Annotated in this window: 7 protein-coding genes and 1 pseudogene; 2 read left to right on the top strand and 6 right to left on the bottom strand. The window is 71.2% G+C overall.

Going from position 1 to position 17,007, the window contains the following annotated elements; all coding sequences use genetic code 11:
* Positions 1-18 precede the first annotated feature (18 nt).
* From OG623_RS09655 to OG623_RS09645, 3 genes are all read right to left on the bottom strand, one after another.
* Positions 19-1,464: a maltokinase N-terminal cap-like domain-containing protein gene (locus tag OG623_RS09655; protein ID WP_406145840.1), complete on the bottom strand. Its 1,446-nt coding sequence runs from the start codon at positions 1,462-1,464 to the stop codon at positions 19-21.
* Positions 1,465-1,758: 294 nt separating this feature from the next.
* A complete protein-coding gene (gene treS, locus OG623_RS09650; RefSeq protein WP_406145839.1) occupies positions 1,759-3,465 on the bottom strand; it encodes a maltose alpha-D-glucosyltransferase in 1,707 nt (568 codons plus the stop codon).
* Positions 3,462-5,558, bottom strand: coding sequence for an alpha-1,4-glucan--maltose-1-phosphate maltosyltransferase (locus tag OG623_RS09645; protein ID WP_406145838.1), 2,097 nt, complete (start codon positions 5,556-5,558; stop codon positions 3,462-3,464). Before OG623_RS09645 ends, treS begins: the two co-directional genes overlap by 4 nt.
* Positions 5,559-6,284: 726 nt before the next feature.
* Between OG623_RS09645 and glgP the strand changes: the two genes are divergently transcribed.
* Positions 6,285-8,963, top strand: coding sequence for an alpha-glucan family phosphorylase (glgP, locus tag OG623_RS09640; RefSeq protein WP_406145837.1), 2,679 nt, complete (start codon positions 6,285-6,287; stop codon positions 8,961-8,963).
* A 208-nt stretch (positions 8,964-9,171) separates the two neighbouring features.
* Positions 9,172-10,983 (top strand): SpoIIE family protein phosphatase, encoded by a 1,812-nt coding sequence (locus OG623_RS09635; RefSeq protein WP_406145836.1) that lies wholly within the window; start codon positions 9,172-9,174, stop codon positions 10,981-10,983.
* Between the two features lie 78 nt (positions 10,984-11,061).
* On the opposite strand, the pseudogene OG623_RS09630 reads toward OG623_RS09635, so the two are convergent.
* The 3 genes and pseudogenes from OG623_RS09630 to OG623_RS09620 all read right to left on the bottom strand — a co-directional run.
* Positions 11,062-12,738: pseudogene (locus tag OG623_RS09630) on the bottom strand (M4 family metallopeptidase); the annotation flags it as partial.
* 532 nt (positions 12,739-13,270) lie between these two features.
* Positions 13,271-15,142 (bottom strand): ABC transporter ATP-binding protein, encoded by a 1,872-nt coding sequence (locus OG623_RS09625; protein ID WP_406145835.1) that lies wholly within the window; start codon positions 15,140-15,142, stop codon positions 13,271-13,273.
* Positions 15,139-16,947: an ABC transporter ATP-binding protein gene (locus tag OG623_RS09620; RefSeq protein WP_406145834.1), complete on the bottom strand. Its 1,809-nt coding sequence runs from the start codon at positions 16,945-16,947 to the stop codon at positions 15,139-15,141. The genes OG623_RS09625 and OG623_RS09620 overlap by 4 nt, the downstream gene beginning before the upstream one ends.
* Between the last annotated feature and the right edge of the window lie 60 nt (positions 16,948-17,007).

The raw sequence follows: 17,007 nt of genomic DNA, 5'->3' as shown, positions 1-17,007 counted from the left end.
TGGTGGCGGGAGGGGAGGTCACGCGGGTGTGCCGGCGGCCAGGCGCTGGATGGCGGCCATCGGGACCGGCAGCCAGTCGGGGCGGTTACGGGCCTCGTAGAGCACCTCGTACACCGCCTTGTCGGTCTCGTGGGCGCGCAGCAGTTCCGGTTCGGCGCGTGGATCGGTGCCCGCCGCGCGGGCGTAGCCCTCGCAGTACGCGGCGCGGCAGCGGGCCGCCCACTCGGGGTTCCAGGGGTGGTGGGAGCGGGCGGCGTAGTCGAAGGACCGCAGCATTCCGGCGACATCACGCACCGTCGGCTGCGGTGCGCGCCGCTCGGGCAGCGGCCGGGCGGGTTCGCCCTCGAAGTCGATCAGTGACCAGAAGCCGTCGTCCCCCCGCAGGGTCTGGCCGAGGTGCAGATCCCCGTGGACCCGCTGCGCCGCCCAGCCGCACCCCGTGTCCCCGAGTGCCGCGACCGCGTCGAAGGCGGCGCGCAGCCCCGGTACGTACGGGACGAGGGCCGGGACGGCCTGGGCGGCGGCTTCGAGACGCTCCACCATCCCGGCCACCAGGTCCCTGGTCCGGTCGTGGGCCAGCGGTGGTGTCGGCAGTGCGGCGGCGAGCGCCGTGTGCACCTCGGCGGTGGCGCGGCCGAGCGCGTGCGCCTCGGTCACGAAGTCCTGCCCGGCGGCCAGTGCCGCGAGGGCCAGCTGCCAGCCGTCCTGGGCGCCGCGCAGGAACGGCTGCAGCACGCCGAGCGTGAGCGGCTGCGGGGTCGTCGTCGTCTCGAACCAGGCCACCGGCGCGGGCACCCGGCCGCAGCCCTCGCGGCCGAGGGCGAGCGGCAGTTCGAGATCGGGGTTGGTGCCGGGGAAGACCCTGCGGAAGATCTTCAGGATGAGCGCGTCACCGTAGACCAGTGAGGAGTTGGACTGCTCGGTCTCCAGGACGCGCGGGGTGAGGCCCGACGGGATCGGCTCGGCCCGGTCGAAGCGGAGGGGGCCGAGGGGGCCGGGCGTACGGAATCGTTCCAGCAGCAGGTCGGCGACGCGTGGGTCGTGCAGCCCCTCGTACAGCGTGCGGCCGGCCAGCGGCCCCTCCGTGACCGGGCCGATGCGTGCGCCGGCCAGGCGCGGGGGCAGCGTGGTGCGCACGCCGAGCAGCAGTTGGTAGCAGTCCCCGTGGGACTGCGTGGGGTGGCCGCCCGCCTGGTGCACCCGTACGAGCAGATGCAGCAGCCCCGGGGCCGTACCCGTGCTGTCGATCGGCAGTATTTCGGTGGCCGAGACCAGCGAGAAGCCGGTGACGGGCTGCCCCTTGCCGGCGAACCAGCGCTGTCGGGGCACCCACTCGTGGAGCAGCGGGGCGAGCGACGGCAGCAGGGCGGTGGTGCCCGTGATGCTCGGCGGATGTCGTTGTGTCGTCTTTCTCGATGTTGTGCTCTTCGCCAGGGCGACTCGAGTGGATGCAGCCTCCGACATGGCATCGCGTCCTTTCCCCGGGCACACCACAGGATGCGAAGAGTGTCCCGGATTGCGGCAATGGCTGTCCGGCTGTGCGGGACGTGTCGGGTGAGGAAAAGTCCAAATGGACTCGATTAATGCGCGATCAATACTCGATCAAGGCTCGGTCAATGAGCCATAAAGTGCATGGAAGGGTCGGGAAGAGACAGGAACTGCTCGATTTGGGGAGAGAGTGCCCTGTGCGGGGCGGCGGAAACCGCCCCGCGGGTGGCGCCCCCGTGGTGAGGCGCCGTCAGCCGGTCGTCACCGGAGTCAGCTGACCGGAGCGTCCTTCCGCAGTCGGAACCAGTAGAAGCCGTGCCCCGCGAGCGTCAGCAGGTAGGGCAGCTGACCGACGGCCGGGAAGCGCACCCCGCCGATCAGCTCCACCGGATGACGCCCCTCGTAGGCCCGCAGATCCAGCTCCGTCGGCTGCGGGAACCGCGAGAAGTTGTGGACGCACAGCACGAGGTCGTCCTTGTACTCCCGGGCGAACGCCAGCACCGCCGGGTTCGACGACGGCAGCTCGGTGTACGAACCGAGGCCGAACGCCGGATTCTGCTTACGGATCTCGATCATCCGCCGCGTCCAGTGCAGCAGCGACGACGGCGAGGCCATCGCCGCCTCGACGTTGGTGACCTGGTAGCCGTAGACCGGGTCCATGATCGTGGGGAGGTAGAGCCGCCCCGGATCGCTGGAGGAGAAACCGGCGTTGCGGTCGGGCGTCCACTGCATGGGGGTGCGTACGGCGTCGCGGTCGCCGAGCCAGATGTTGTCGCCCATCCCGATCTCGTCCCCGTAGTAGAGGATCGGGGACCCGGGCAGGGACATGAGCAGTGCCGTGAACAGCTCGATCTGGTTGCGGTCGTTGTCCAGGAGCGGAGCCAGGCGACGGCGGATGCCGATGTTGGCCCGCATCCGCGGATCCTTGGCGTACTCCGCGTACATGTAGTCGCGCTCTTCGTCCGTGACCATTTCGAGCGTGAGCTCGTCGTGGTTGCGCAGGAAGATGCCCCACTGGCAGCCGGAAGGGATCGCCGGGGTCTTCGCCAGGACTTCCGAGACCGGGTAACGGCTCTCACGCCGTACGGCCATGAAGATGCGGGGCATCACCGGGAAGTGGAACGCCATGTGGCACTCGTCGCCGCCGGCCGGGTAGTCGCCGAAGTAGTCGACGACGTCCTCGGGCCACTGGTTGGCCTCGGCCAGCAGCACCGTGTCCGGGTAGTTGGCGTCGATCTCCTTGCGGACCCGCTTGAGGAAGCCGTGGGTCTCGGGGAGGTTCTCGCAGTTGGTTCCCTCGCGCTGGTAGAGGTAGGGCACGGCGTCGACGCGGAAGCCGTCGATGCCGAGGTCCAGCCAGAAGCGCAGGGCCGAGATGATCTCCTCCTGCACCGCCGGGTTCTCGTAGTTGAGATCCGGCTGGTGCGAGAAGAAGCGGTGCCAGTAGTACTGCTTGCGGACCGGGTCGAAGGTCCAGTTGGACGTCTCCGTGTCGACGAAGATGATCCGGGCGTCCGGGAACTGCTTGTCGTCGTCGGCCCAGATGTAGTAGTCGCCGTACGGCCCGTCCGGGTCGGTGCGGGACTGCTGGAACCAGTCGTGCTGATCGCTCGTGTGGTTCATGACGAAGTCGATGATCACGCGCATTCCGCGCTGGTGCGCCGCGTCGACGAACTCCACGAAGTCGGCGAGGTCGCCGAACTCGGGCAGCACGGCCGTGTAGTCGGAGACGTCGTAACCACCGTCGCGCAGCGGCGACTTGAAGAACGGTGGCAGCCACAGGCAGTCGACGCCCAGCCACTGCAGATAGTCCAGCTTGGCGGTGAGGCCCTTGAGGTCACCGACGCCGTCCCCGTTCGAGTCCTGGAAGGACCGGACGAGTACCTCGTAGAAGACGGCGCGCTTGAACCAGTCGGGATCGCGGTCCTTGGCGGGAGTGTCCTCGAACAGGTCGTGGACAGGCTCATTGACGATCATGGTGTGGGTGACCCTCCGGTCGGCGGGGACGGTCGCAGGACGGCGATGTGCGCGGGTGTCACACCCGGTTCCAGACGCACATAGAAGGCCCTGCCCCAGTGATAGGTGTCGCCGGTGAGCTCGTCGCGCACCGGCACGCTCTCGTGCCAGTCGAGGCCGAGACGCGGCATGTCCAACGAGACCGTGGCCTCCTGGGTGTGGTGAGGGTCGAGGTTGACGACCACCAGGACGGTGTCCGGGCCCGAGCGCTTGCTGTACGCGATCAGTGCCTCGTTGTCGACCGGGTGGAAGTGCACGTCGCGCAGTTGCTGAAGTGCCGGATGGCGACGGCGGATCCGGTTGAGAGAGGTGATCAGGGGAGCGAGCGAGCGGCCCTCACGTTCCGCCGACTCCCAGTCCCTGGGCCTGAGTTGGTACTTCTCGGAGTCCTGGTACTCCTCGCTCCCGGGATGCACCGGGGTGTTCTCGTACAGCTCGAACCCCGCGTACACGCCCCAGGAGGGGGACAGCGTCGCGGCCAGCACGGCCCGGGCTCCGAAGGCGGGACGGCCGCCCTCCTGGAGGTACCCGGGAAGAATGTCGGGCGTGTTCACGAAGAAGTTGGGCCGCATGTACGAGGCGCTCTCGCCCGAAAGCTCCGTGACGTACTCGGTGAGTTCCTGCTTCGTGTTACGCCAGGTGAAGTAGGTGTAGGACTGCTGGAAGCCGACCGCGGCCAGCGTGCGCATCATCGCGGGGCGGGTGAAGGCCTCCGCCAGGAAGATCACATCCGGGTCGGTGCGGTTGATGTCGGCGATCACCTTCTCCCAGAAGACCACCGGCTTGGTGTGCGGATTGTCGACGCGGAAGATCCGTACGCCGTGCTCCATCCAGAACCGCAGGATCCGCACGGTCTCCGCGACGATCCCCGGCAGGTCCTTGTCGAACGCGATCGGGTAGATGTCCTGGTACTTCTTGGGCGGGTTCTCGGCGTAGGCCACGGTCCCGTCCGCGCGGTGATGGAACCACTCCGGATGCTCACTCACCCAGGGGTGGTCGGGGGAGCACTGGAGCGCGAAGTCCAGCGCGATCTCCATCCGCAGTGTCCTGGCCGTCGCCACGAAGTGGTCGAAGTCCTCCAGGGTGCCGAGATCAGGGTGGACGGCGTCGTGCCCGCCGTCGGCCGAACCGATCGCCCAGGGCACACCCGGGTCGTCGGCGCCGGGAGTGAGGCTGTTGTTGGCACCCTTGCGATGGGTGGTGCCGATGGGGTGGACCGGGGGGAGATAGACGACGTCGAACCCCATCGCCGCGACGGCGGGAAGCCGCTCGGCGGCGGTACGGAAGGTGCCGCTGATCATCCGGGGGGCGGGCGGCGGGAGCTCCGCCGTGACCGTGGCGGGCGCCTTCTTCCGGGCCGCCGCGGTCTTCGCCGTCTTCGTGGCCCGCGGTTTCCTGGCCGGCTTCGGAGGCTCCACCGGCTCCGGGCGCGCCCCCTCGGAGCGCGGGAACAGCTCGTACCAGGAGCCGTACAGGGCGCGCCGGCGCTCGACGTTCAGCGGCAGCGGCCGGGACGCGGTGACCAGCTCGCGCAGGGGGTGGCGGCCGAGCGCCTCGTCCACCTCCGCCGTCAGCGCCGCCGCCAGCCGGGCGGCCGCGGGGCGGCTCGTGTCGCGCAGCGCGTCGACGGCGGCCAGCACGGCCTCGCGCCCGTCCTTCTTGGGCACGCCCTCGGCGGCGCGGGCGTACAGCTCGGCCCCCTCGTCGAGCACCAGCGCGGTGTCGATGCCCGCCGGGATCTTGATCCGCGCGTGCGAGCGCCAGGTGGTGACCGGGTCGCTCCACGCCTCGACGGTGTAGGTCCAGTGGCCTTCCGATCCCGGTGTGACATCGGCGCCCCACCGGTCGGTGCCCGGGGCGAGCTCACGCATCGGCGTCCAGGGGCCGGGTCGTCCGTTCGGGTCGCACAGGACGACGTTGGCGGCCACGGCGTCATGGCCCTCGCGGAACACGGTGGCGCTGACCTCGAAGGTCTCGCCCGCGACGGCTTTGGCGGGCCGTCTGCCGCAGTCGACGAGCGGACGGACGTCCAGGACGGGAATGCGACCGATCATGGAATCACCTGGGGGTCGGAGCTCGGCATGCACGGCGAGCGACATGGGCGTGAAGGGCTGACCGCGCGCGCCGCGATGGTGGGGGTGCGTCCTTTGTAGCTGCTCGGTCATGGGCTGGCGGGCTGTGGGCATGGCCGCTCCTGTGCGCGTTCACTCGAATGGCACTCGAATGGCAGGTGCGTGGGGGATTCGTACTCCGGCCGGGGCACCTGGGATGTGCGACGCGGGAGTGTCACCGGGGTGTCACCGGGAGCCTTCCCACCGATTTCGGGCGGCCAACCCGGTGGTGTGTTAACTCCTGGGTGCATCAGGCGCACGCGCCGTGGGCCGCACGCCGGTCCGTAGGCCGACGAGCGGGCACCCCCGAAGCCTTCCCTGCGGTGCCGGGTGCCACAAGTCCGTGCGCGGAGGGGAAATCAGCCATATCGCCCGTGACAGACGAGGACGAAACTGGCGCATCTGGCCCAGGGGACCACAGGGCCCACAGGGGCCGGAGATACCGGCGGGACCGGGGCGGCAGGACGGTTCCAGGAGCCGGCGGAGAGAGGGCGCGCGCGGTGCGGCGCCGGGACAGGGGCGGGCGGACCGCTCCGCGCCGGACCCACTGAGCCGGTCGCGCGCCGTGGTCGCGTACGGCGGCACGCCGCTACCGTCGAGGGTGACGGAGAGGGCGCCCACCGTCGTGCGTCCCCTCGGATCCGCAGGTCCCCTGTAAAGGTGGGATACGTGAAGGCCATTCGTCGATTCACCGTGCGTCCCGTCCTCCCCGAACCCCTGCAACCGCTCAGCGACCTCGCACGCAACCTGCGCTGGTCCTGGCACACCGAGACCCAGCAGCTCTTCCAGGCGGCCGACCCGGAGGGCTGGCGGCCCGCGGACGCCGACCCCGTGCGGCTGCTCGGTGCCGTCTCCGCGGCGCGCCTCACCGAGCTCGCCGGGGACCAGCACTTCATGCGCCGGCTCACCGAGGTGTCCGATGACCTCCGGGAGTACCTCGGCGGTCCGAGGTGGTATCAGAACCAGCTGTCCCAGGGCGCGGAGCTCCCCGCGGCCATCGCCTACTTCTCACCCGAATTCGGGGTCACCGCGGCCCTGCCCCAGTACTCGGGCGGCCTCGGCATCCTGGCCGGTGACCATCTGAAGGCCGCCAGCGACCTCGGCGTACCGCTCATCGGGGTCGGTCTGCTCTACCGGCACGGCTACTTCCGCCAGAGCCTGTCCCGGGACGGCTGGCAGCAGGAGCACTACCCCGTGCTCGACCCCAACGAGCTGCCGCTCACCCTCCTGCGGGAGGCCGACGGCACCCCCAGCAGGGTGGTGCTCGCCCTGCCCGGAGGCCGCTCGCTCCACGCCTCGATCTGGCAGGCCCGGGTCGGGCGTGTCCCCCTGCTGCTCCTCGACTCCGACGTCGAGGAGAACGCGCCCGGCGAACGCGACGTCACCGACCGGCTCTACGGCGGCGGCAGCGACCACCGGCTGCTCCAGGAGATGCTGCTCGGCATCGGCGGGGTGCGCGCCGTGCGCACCTACTGCCGGCTGACCGGGCACGCGGTGCCCGAGGTGTTCCACACCAACGAGGGGCACGCCGGGTTCCTCGGTCTCGAACGGATCCAGGAGCTCTCCGAGACCGGTCTGGACTTCGACGCCGCCCTGGAGGTCGTGCGGTCGGGCACGGTGTTCACCACCCACACCCCGGTGCCCGCCGGGATAGACCGGTTCGAACGCCAGCTCGTGGCCCGTCATTTCGGTGACGACGGCGAGCTGCCCGGTCTCGGCGTGGAGCGCATCCTGCGCCTCGGGCAGGAGACCTATCCCGGCGGTGAGCCCGAGCTCTTCAACATGGCGGTGATGGGGCTGCGGCTCGCCCAGCGCGCCAACGGGGTCTCGAGCCTGCACGGCGCGGTGAGCCGGGAGATGTTCTCCGGGCTGTGGCCGGGATTCGACCCCTCCGAGGTGCCGATCACCTCGGTGACCAACGGGGTGCACGCCCCGACCTGGGTCGCCCCCGAGGTGCTCCGGCTCGGCGCCGGAAAGTTCGGCTCCGAACGCACGGAGAACGCACTCGCCGGGGCCGAGGTCGAGGAGCGGACCGGCGCGGACGGCGGGGCGGCGGGCACGCCCCGGCGCTGGGACGCCGTGACCGCCGTCGGCGACCGGGAGATCTGGGAGCTGCGCAGAGGACTGCGCGAGCAGCTCGTCACCGAGGTACGCAAACGCCTCTACGCCTCCTGGCGCAGGCGCGGCGCCGGCACCGCCGAGCTGGGCTGGATCGACGATGTGCTCGACCCGGACGTGCTGACCATCGGCTTCGCCCGCCGGGTGCCCTCGTACAAGCGGCTGACGCTGATGCTGCACGACCGTGACCGGCTCCGTGACCTGCTGCTCCACCCGACGCACCCCATTCAGATCGTCGTCGCGGGCAAGGCGCACCCCGCCGACGACGGCGGCAAGCGGCTGGTGCAGGAGCTGGTGCGGTTCTCCGACGACCCCCGGGTGCGTCATCGCATCGTCTTCCTGCCCGACTACGGCATGGGGATGGCGCAGAAGCTCTACCCGGGCTGCGATGTCTGGCTCAACAATCCGCTGCGTCCCCTGGAGGCCTGCGGCACCAGCGGGATGAAGGCCGCGCTCAACGGCTGCCTCAACCTCTCCGTGCGCGACGGCTGGTGGGACGAGTGGTTCGAGCCCGACTTCGGCTGGGCGATCCCGACCGCCGACGGCTCCGCCACCGACGAGGAGCGGCGCGACGAGCTGGAGGCCGGCGCCCTCTACGCGCTGATCGAGGACCGGGTCGCCCCCCGCTTCTACGACCGCAACGCCGACGACCTGCCCGAGCGGTGGATCGAGATGGTCCGCCGCACGCTGGTCACCCTGGGCCCCAAGGTCCTCGCGGGCCGGATGGTGCGTGAGTACGTCGAGCGGCTCTACGCCCCGGCGGCGCACTCCAGGCGGGCGCTGGAGCCGGCCGCTGCCCGTGACCTCGCGGAGTGGAAGACCAGGATCCGTGCGGCCTGGCCGCAGGTGGCGGTCGACCATGTGGAGGCGACGGCCGACACGGTCGTCGGTGGCTCCGCCGAGCTGGGGTCCACCCTGGCGCTCCGGGTCAGGATCGCCCTGGGCGGCCTCGACCCCGAGGACGTGGAGGTACAGGTGGTCGCGGGGCGCGTCGACTCGGGGGACGCGATCGCCGAGCCGCAGACGTTCCCGCTGAAGCCGGCGGGCGGTCACGACCTGGAGGACCGCTGGCTGTACGAGGGCCCGCTCGCCCTCGACCGTACGGGCCCCTACGGCTACACCGTGCGTGTCCTGCCCTCCCACCCCCGGCTCGCGTCGGGCGCGGAACTGGGCCTGGTCGCTGTGCCGAACGCGGCCACGGGCGAGGGCGGCGGAGTGCTCCTGCGCTGACGCGTCCCGTCCAGGGTGGGCCCGGCGTGTCCCCGCGCCGGGCCCACCCGCGCGTCCGCCTGTCCGTCTGTCCGTCTGTCCGTCCGGCGCGGACGGGCGGGGGTGTTTTCGCCGTGATCTCGCTAACATGACAGCCCGGCCGGTGTGGCCTCCCGGCCACCGACGTGACAGCGATGCGTCCCACCGGGCGCGAGTGGAGGTCAGCACGGTGAACGGCGGCGGAGGCCGAGCGAGACGCCTGACCCGTCGGTTGGCCGCCCAGCACGGCACCTCACGGCAGCTGTACGTCCGCCGCCCGGAACCCGCGGGCCCTTCGCGGGGCGACCGCTTCACCACCGCCGCCCGGATGCGGTGGCTGCACGCCGCGAGCACCCGGATCGGCACCACGCTCGACCTGGAGCGGACGGCCCAGGAGCTCGCCGCGTTCAGTGTCCCGCGGCTGGCCGACGGTGCCGCCGTCGACCTGCTGGAGTCCGTGCTGCGCGGCGAGGAGGGCGAGCGTGTCACCGGGGCGGCGGTGCCCGTCACCCGTGCCATGGCGGTGCGTTCCATCGACACGCTGGACGAACTCGAACCCGCCCCGGTGGGCGAGGTGGTCGACCGCACCGCACTGCGCGAGACGCTGCTGACCACCGAGTGCCTGCGCAACGGACGGCCCGTCCTGGTCAGCCGGATGACCGACGAGGACTACGACCGTGTCACACCGACGCCGAGCGCGGCCGACGCGATGCGCCGTCAGGGCGTCCACAGCTACCTGGCCGTGCCACTGGTCGCCCGTGGTGTCCTGCTGGGCTCGGCCGACTTCGTACGCGCGGGTGACAGCCCGCCGTTCAACCGCGCCGATCTGGACCTCGCGGGACAGCTGGCCGCCATAGCGGCCGTGTTCATGGACAACGCCCGGCTCTACGGGCGCGAGCGCGAGCATGTCGTCTCGCTCCAGCGCACCCTGCTCCCGCGCGCCACCCCGCACACCCCCGGCCTGCGGGTGCACGCCCACTACGCGCCGGCCGTCGACGCGCACGGGGTGGGCGGCGACTGGTACGACGTGGTGGCGCTCCCCGCCGGGCGTACGGCACTGGTCGTCGGCGACGTCACCGGCCACGGGCTGCCCGCCGCCGCCACGATGGGCAGGCTGCGGGCCGTCGCCCGTACGCTGATGATGCTGGACATCGCGCCCGACCGGCTGCTCGCCCGGCTCGACCTGGCCACTCGGGACCTGGAGGACGACCAGGTCGCCACGTGTCTGTGCGCGGTCTACGACCCGGCGGACTCCAGCTACACCATCGCCAGCGCGGGTCACCCGCCGCCGCTGCTGGTGGAGGCGGACGGCACCACCCGCTATCCGGAGATGCCGGTCGGAGCGCCGCTGGGCGCCGGGGTCATCCCCTACGACCCGCTGAGGCTGCGCGGCCCGGCCGGTGGCCGGCTCGTCCTCTACACCGACGGCCTGATCAAGACCCGCACCGACGACGTGGACGTCCAACTGGAGTCACTGCGCGCCTCCGTGGCCTCGATGACGCCCGAGGAGCTCGACGCGGGCGGTCCGCTGACCCGGCCGAGGCAGGACGACGGCCGCTTCGACGAGGCGGTGTTGCTGGTGGCCGGGGGCCATGAGCTGTCCCCCGAGGTGGAGTTGCAGGAGTGGGACCTGCCCACCGAAGGCAACCCCGCCTCCACCGCGCGCAACCTCGTCACGGAGCAGCTCACGCGGTGGGACCTGGCCGAACTCGCCGATGTGACGGAGCTGGTGGTCAGCGAACTGGTCGGCAACGCCCTGCGCTACGGCGGTGGCCCGGGCCGCCTCCGGCTGCTGCGCGACGAGCGGCTCCAGGTGGAGCTGGCCGACACCGGGCCCGACCTGCCGCAGATCCAGCACGCCGACGTCAGTGACGAGGGGGGCCGGGGGCTCCAGCTCATCAACCTGCTGTGCCGCAGTTGGGGTTCGTGCCGCACGGCGACCGGGAAGATCGTCTGGGCCGAGCAGATCATCCCCGGCCGGGGCGCGAACCCGTCGGGCTGACGCGTTGAGCGGCGCCGGGAGGGGACTGCCTCCCGGCGCCGCGCTGTGTCACCGCTGTTGTGCGGAGGGTGTCGCCGTCGGACGCGAGCCCACGGCGATGCCCGCCCAGGCGTCGGCGACCGCGGTGTACTCGGCGCTCGTGGTGCCGTACAGCTCACCGGCCACGGCGAGGGTGCCGGTGCGGGCCGCCGCGTAGTTGGTGGTGGAGGTGAACTTCGTGGTGAGCGCCTTGAACCAGATCTGCAGCGCCTTGTCCCGGCCGATGCCGGTCACCGGAAGGCCGTCGGCCGTCGGGGAGTCGTAGGCCACCCCGTTGACGGTCTTGGCGCCGCTGCCCTCGGAGAGCAGGTAGAAGAAGTGGTTGGCCGGGCCCGACGAGTAGTGGACGTCGATGTTGCCGATCCCGGAGTACCAGGAGTCCTTGGACGCGCCGTCCCTGCTCGGCTTGTCCTGGTAACGCAGCGGCGTACCGTCGCCGTTGATGTCGATCTTCTCGCCGATCAGGTAGTCGCCCGGGTCCTCGGCGGTGTCGGAGTAGAACTCCACGCCCGTCGCGAAGATGTCCGATGTGGCCTCGTTGAGCCCGCCCGACTCGCCGCTGTAGTTGAGCCCCGCGGTGTGGGAGGTGACTCCGTGCGACATCTCGTGGGCCGCCACGTCGAGCGAGGTCAGCGGGGCCGCGTTGCGGCTGCCGTCGCCGTAGGTCATGCAGAAGCAGCTGTCGGTCCAGAAGGCGTTGACGTAGCTGTTGCCGTAGTGGACGCGGGAGTACGCGCCGACACCGTCGCCCCTGATGCCGGTGCGGCCCATGACGTTCTTGTAGAAGTCCCAGGTCTCCGCGGCCCCGTAGTGGGCGTCGGCGGCGGCCGTCTCGGGGTTCGACGCGGTGCCGTCGCCCCAGACGTCGTCGGTGCCGGAGAACAGGGTGCCGGTGCCGGACGTCCCGTTCCTGAGGTTGTACGTCTTGTGGCCACCGCGCGTCGTGTCGGTGAGGTTGTACGAGCTGCCCGAGCCCGAGGTGTCCAGGGTGACCTGGCCGTTGTACTGGGTGTTGCCGATGCCGTTCTCGACGGCCTGCCACGTGTAGAGCTCGGCGCCCGATGTGGCGTCCGTGATGACGTGCAGCTCGTTCGGGGTGCCGTCGTGCTGGAGGCCGCCGACGACGGTCTCGTAGGCGAGCTGCGGGGTTCCGCTCGCCGCCCAGACGACCTTGCGCGGGGCCTTGCTCGCCTCGGTGCTCTTCGAGCCGTCGGCCCGGGCGGCGCCGAGCGCCTGCTTCTCGGCGGTGGCCGGCGCGATGTCCGCCGTCGTGCCGACCGCCTTCAGCTGGGCCCCGGTCGCCTTCGACGCCTTGGTGACGGCCTTCGTCGTGCCGGACTTCGACTCGGCCACGACCAGGTCGCCGCCGAGGACGGGGAGACCGTCCAGGGTGCGCTCGTAGCGGGTGTGCGTGGTGCCGTCGACGTCCTTGACGACATCGCGGACGACGAGCTTCTCCGTTGCGCCGAGCCCGAGTTCACCGGCGGTGGCCGCCTTGGTGGCGTCCGCCTCACGGAGCAGTTCGGCACGCTGGGAGGGGGAGAGCTTCGCGGGGAGCGCGCCGGGGTCGGCGCCCTTCACCGCTGCCGCGGGGGCGGCGCTCGCGGCTTCGGGGGCGGCCGTTGCGGCACCGCCCTGCATTCCGACGGCGAGGAGGGCGGCTGCGGCTATCAGAGCGCCGGTCGCGGTGGCACGACGGCTGGAGGTGGGTCTCACGCGGGCTCCTTCTGCGAGGGGGGGGCGACGGTCTGCCGGGTGAGCGGACCGGGCGGAGCAGGCGGTGCGTGGAACGGGGGAAGAGTGTCAGCCGGAGCGGGTGTATGTCAGGACCGCGTCAACAGATTGGCCGGAACTCGTCCGGTGCCCGAAGGGGTGTGTTCGTTAAGCGGACGTTTCGCCGCGTGTCATCTCCGTGGCGCCCTCGATCGTCACGCCGGCCGTTCTCCGTGCGCCGCAGGGCAGAGAGGGGTTTCCGTCGGTATCCCTCGCATCCGAGGTGCGTGCGGGGAAGCGAAGGGGACCACGTGCTGAGACGGCGCGCAACTGTGGCCAGTTACGCGCCGTCCCGGATCTGCGGGGGAGTTGGTCATCCCCGCGCACTTCGGCGGGGCGGGTGCCGTGGAGGTCGGGCGAGAGGGCGGCGGATTCACCCTCCGGCGATGGGCGGCCTACGGCGCGCGGTAGCGGCGCATGCGGGGATCCCGCACCCGACCTCCTCGGGCCAGGAGCGGGATCCCGGACCCGGCCCTCAGGCCAGGCTCTCCCGCCATGTGCGGTGCAGGCCGGCGAACCGGCCCGTGCCGCCGATGAGTTCGGCCGGGACACCGTCCTCCACGATCCGGCCGTGCTCCATCACCAGGACCCGGTCCGCGATCTCCACCGTCGACAGCCGGTGCGCGATGACGACCGCGGTGCGGCCGTGCAGCACCGTGTCCATCGCCCGCTGCACCGCCCGCTCACCTGGGATGTCCAGCGAGCTGGTGGCCTCGTCGAGGATCAGCACCGCCGGGTCCGCGAGCAACGCCCGTGCGAACGCCACGAGCTGACGCTGTCCCGCGGAGATCCGGCCGCCCCGCTTACGGACATCCGTGTCGTATCCGTCGGGCAGGGAGCTGATGAAGTCGTGCGCCCCGATGGCCTTGGCCGCGTGCTCGATCTCCTCGGGCGTGGCATCGGGACGGCCGATCGCGATGTTCTCGGCGATCGTCCCGGAGAACAGGAACGCCTCCTGGGTCACCATGACCACGCCCCTGCGCAGCTCGGCCGTCGCCAGGTCGCGCAGATCGGTGCCGTCCAGGAGGACCCGGCCGTCGGTCGGGTCGTAGAAGCGGGCCAGCAGCTTGGCCAGCGTCGACTTGCCCGCACCCGTCGAGCCGACCACGGCCACCGTCCGTCCCGCCGGGATCGTCAGATCGAAGCGCGGCAGGACCTCGCCGCCCGTGCGGTAGGCGAACCGCACCCCGTCGAACGTGACCTCGCGGCCCGGGTGCTCACCGGTGAGCACGGGCAGTTCCTTCGGAGCGACGGGCTCGGGCACCGTGGGCGTCTGCGCGAGCAGGCCCGCGATCTTCTCCAGCGAAGCCGCCGCCGACTGATAGGAGTTCAGGAACATCGCGAGCCGGTCGATCGGGTCGTACAGCCGCCGCAGATACAGCACCGCCGCGGCCAGGACACCGAGCGCCAGCGTGTCCGACGCCACCCGGTAAGCACCCCACAGCACCATCGCGGCCACCGCCGTGTTGGCCATGAGCCGGGAGCCGACGACGTAACGGGCCATCTCCAGCAGCGCATCGCCGTTCGTGCGCTCATGGCGGTGGTTGAACACCGCGAAGTCCGCGTCGTTGGCCCGCTCCCTGCGGAAGGCCTGCACGGGACGGATGCCGTTCATCGTCTCGGCGAACTTCACGATGACGGTGGCGATGGCCGATGAGCGCGCCGAGTACGCCTTGGCCGCCCGGCGCCGGTAGTTCCGCACGAGCAGATACAGCGGGACGAAGGAGGCCACGGCGATGGAGCCGATGCCGAGGTCGAGCCAGAGCAGCATCAGGGAGATCGACACGAACGAGAGGACCACCCCGATGAGTTCCTGGAGGCCCTCGCTCAGCAGCTCGCGCAGCGACTCCACATCCGTGGTCGAGCGGGAGATCAGCCGGCCCGAGGTGTAGCGCTCGTGGAAGTCGACGCTCAGCGCCTGCGCATGACGGAAGATACGGCCGCGCAGATCGAGCAGCACGTCCTGGTTGATCCGGGCGGCGGCCCGGATGAAGGCGTACTGGAGGGCCCCGGCGCCGACCGAGCATGCCGCGTATCCGATGCCGACGGCGGCCAGCGGACCGTAGTCGTGGTCCCGGAAGGCGGGCACCCCGCTGTCGATGGCGTACGCGACGAGCAGCGGCCCCGCCTGCACCGCGGCCTGCTGGACGAGCAGCAGGAGGGTGGCCACGACCACCCTGGTCCGCAGCGGTGCGAGCAGGGAGGCCAGCAGGATCCGGGTGGCGCCCCGGGGCGCGGGCAGGGCGTCGGCGTCGAAGACGTCATCGCCGTCCGGAGCCCGGCCGGGTCCGGCCCCGGCGAGGTCGTCGTCGGCGAGTGCGGGTCCGTCGGCAGTCGTACTGGTCATCGGGTGCTGCCCTCCTCGGGGACGAGAACACCGGAGTCATCGGCGCCCGACATCAGCCAGGCGTACTCGGCGTGGGTGCGCAGGAGTTCCTGATGGGTGCCCACGGCGCTGATCCGGCCCTCGGACAGCAGCGCCACCCGGTCCGCGAGCATCACCGTGGACGGCCGGTGGGCGACGACCAGGGCCGTCGTCTCCGCCAGCACACGCCGCAGAGCCGCCTCCACCAGCGTCTCCGTGTGCACGTCCAGGGCGGAGAGCGGGTCGTCGAGCACCAGGAAGCGCGGTGTACCGACGACGGCGCGGGCCAGCGCGAGGCGCTGCCGCTGACCGCCGGACAGGCTCAGCCCCTGCTCGCCCACCTGGGTGCCGACACCCTGCGGCAGGTCGTGCACGAAGTCGGCCTGTGCGACCGAAAGCGCCCGGTGGAGCTCCCCTTCGCTCGCGTCCTCCGCGCCCATCAGCACGTTCTCCCCGACGGTCGCCGAGAAGAGGGTGGGTTCCTCGAAGGCCACCGACACCAGCTCGCGCAGCCGGGAGCGCTCCATGGTGGCGATGTCCTCGCCGTCCAGCAGGATCCGGCCACCGGTGGCCTCGTGCAGCCGGGGGACGAGCGCCGTCAGCGTCGTCTTCCCCGATCCGGTCGCGCCCACCAGGGCCATCGTCTCGCCCGGACGGATCCGCAGATCGATCCGGGCGAGCGCGGGGGGTGAGCCGGGACCGGCGTCCGGGTAGCGGAACTCCACCCCTTCGAAGACGAGGCCCCGCCCGGCACCGTCGGCGCCCTCACCTGGCGTCCCGGGCTCGGGTTCCGGCTCCTCCGCGACGTCCATCACCTCGAAGAAGCGGTCGGCCGCCGTCGCCGACTCCTGGCTCATCGCCAGCAGGAAGCCGATCGACTCGACCGGCCAGCGCAGCGCCAGCGCCGTCGAGAGGAACGCGACGAGGGTGCCCGCGGACAGATCGCCGTCCGCGACCTGGATCGTGCCGAGCACCAGCGCGGCGCCGATCGCCAGCTCCGGGATGGCCGTGATCAGCGCCCAGATCCCCGCTAGCAGCCGTGCCTTGCCGAGCTCCGTGGAGCGCAGCCGCTGCACGAGCGCGCGGAAGGCCAGCGCCTGGCTGCGGTTACGGCCGAAGCCCTTGACGATCCGGATGCCTAGCACGCTCTCCTCGACGACCGTCGTCAGATCGCCGACCTGGTCCTGGGCCTTGCGCGCCACCAGCGAGTACTTCGTCTCGAAGAGGGAGCACAGGATCATCAGGGGGACGGCGGGCGTGAGCAGCACCAGACCGAGCGACCAGTCCTGGCCGAACAGGATGATGAAGCCGACGAGGATCGTCGTGCCGTTGACCAGGAGGAACGTCAGCGGGAAGGCCAGGAACATCCGCAGCAGCATCAGATCCGTGGTCCCGCGCGAGAGCAGCTGCCCGGAGGGCCAGCGGTCGTGGAACGCCACCGGCAGCCGCTGGAGATGGCGGTAGAGGTCGGCGCGCATCGATGCCTCGACGCCGGCCAGCGGTCTGGCCACGAGCCAGCGCCGCAGCCCGAAGAGACCGGCCTCGACGATCCCGAGCAGCAGCAGGTAGAGAGCCCCCAGCCAGACCCCGCCCGGATCACGGTCCGCGACGGGCCCGTCGACCATCCACTTCAGGATCAGCGGGATCACCAGGGCGAGACAGGACGCGAGCACCGCCACGAGGGCGGCACTGATCCAGCGCACACGCACCGGTCTGACATAGGGCCACAGGCGCAGGAGGGAGCGCACGGCGGACCGGTCCGTGGGCTCTGCAGGTTGTTCGGGCATCAGGACCGAGCCTATGGTTCACCACTGACATCGCTCACGTGGTTTTCCGGTCTTACCACC

The organism is Streptomyces sp. NBC_01012 (genome assembly GCF_045162755.1).
Lineage (GTDB): Bacteria > Actinomycetota > Actinomycetes > Streptomycetales > Streptomycetaceae > Streptomyces.
Note: the sequence above shows the minus strand (reverse complement) of the source record. Positions and strands in the feature narration are given on the sequence as shown.

Coding starts and splice junctions, on each gene's coding strand:
- OG623_RS09645 (WP_406145838.1), bottom strand. CDS start 5,558: ATGATCGGTCGCATTCCCGTCCTGGACGTCCGTCCGCTCGTCGACTGC.
- OG623_RS09625 (WP_406145835.1), bottom strand. CDS start 15,142: ATGACCAGTACGACTGCCGACGGACCCGCACTCGCCGACGACGACCTC.
- treS (WP_406145839.1), bottom strand. CDS start 3,465: ATGATCGTCAATGAGCCTGTCCACGACCTGTTCGAGGACACTCCCGCC.
- OG623_RS09655 (WP_406145840.1), bottom strand. CDS start 1,464: ATGTCGGAGGCTGCATCCACTCGAGTCGCCCTGGCGAAGAGCACAACA.
- OG623_RS09620 (WP_406145834.1), bottom strand. CDS start 16,947: ATGCCCGAACAACCTGCAGAGCCCACGGACCGGTCCGCCGTGCGCTCC.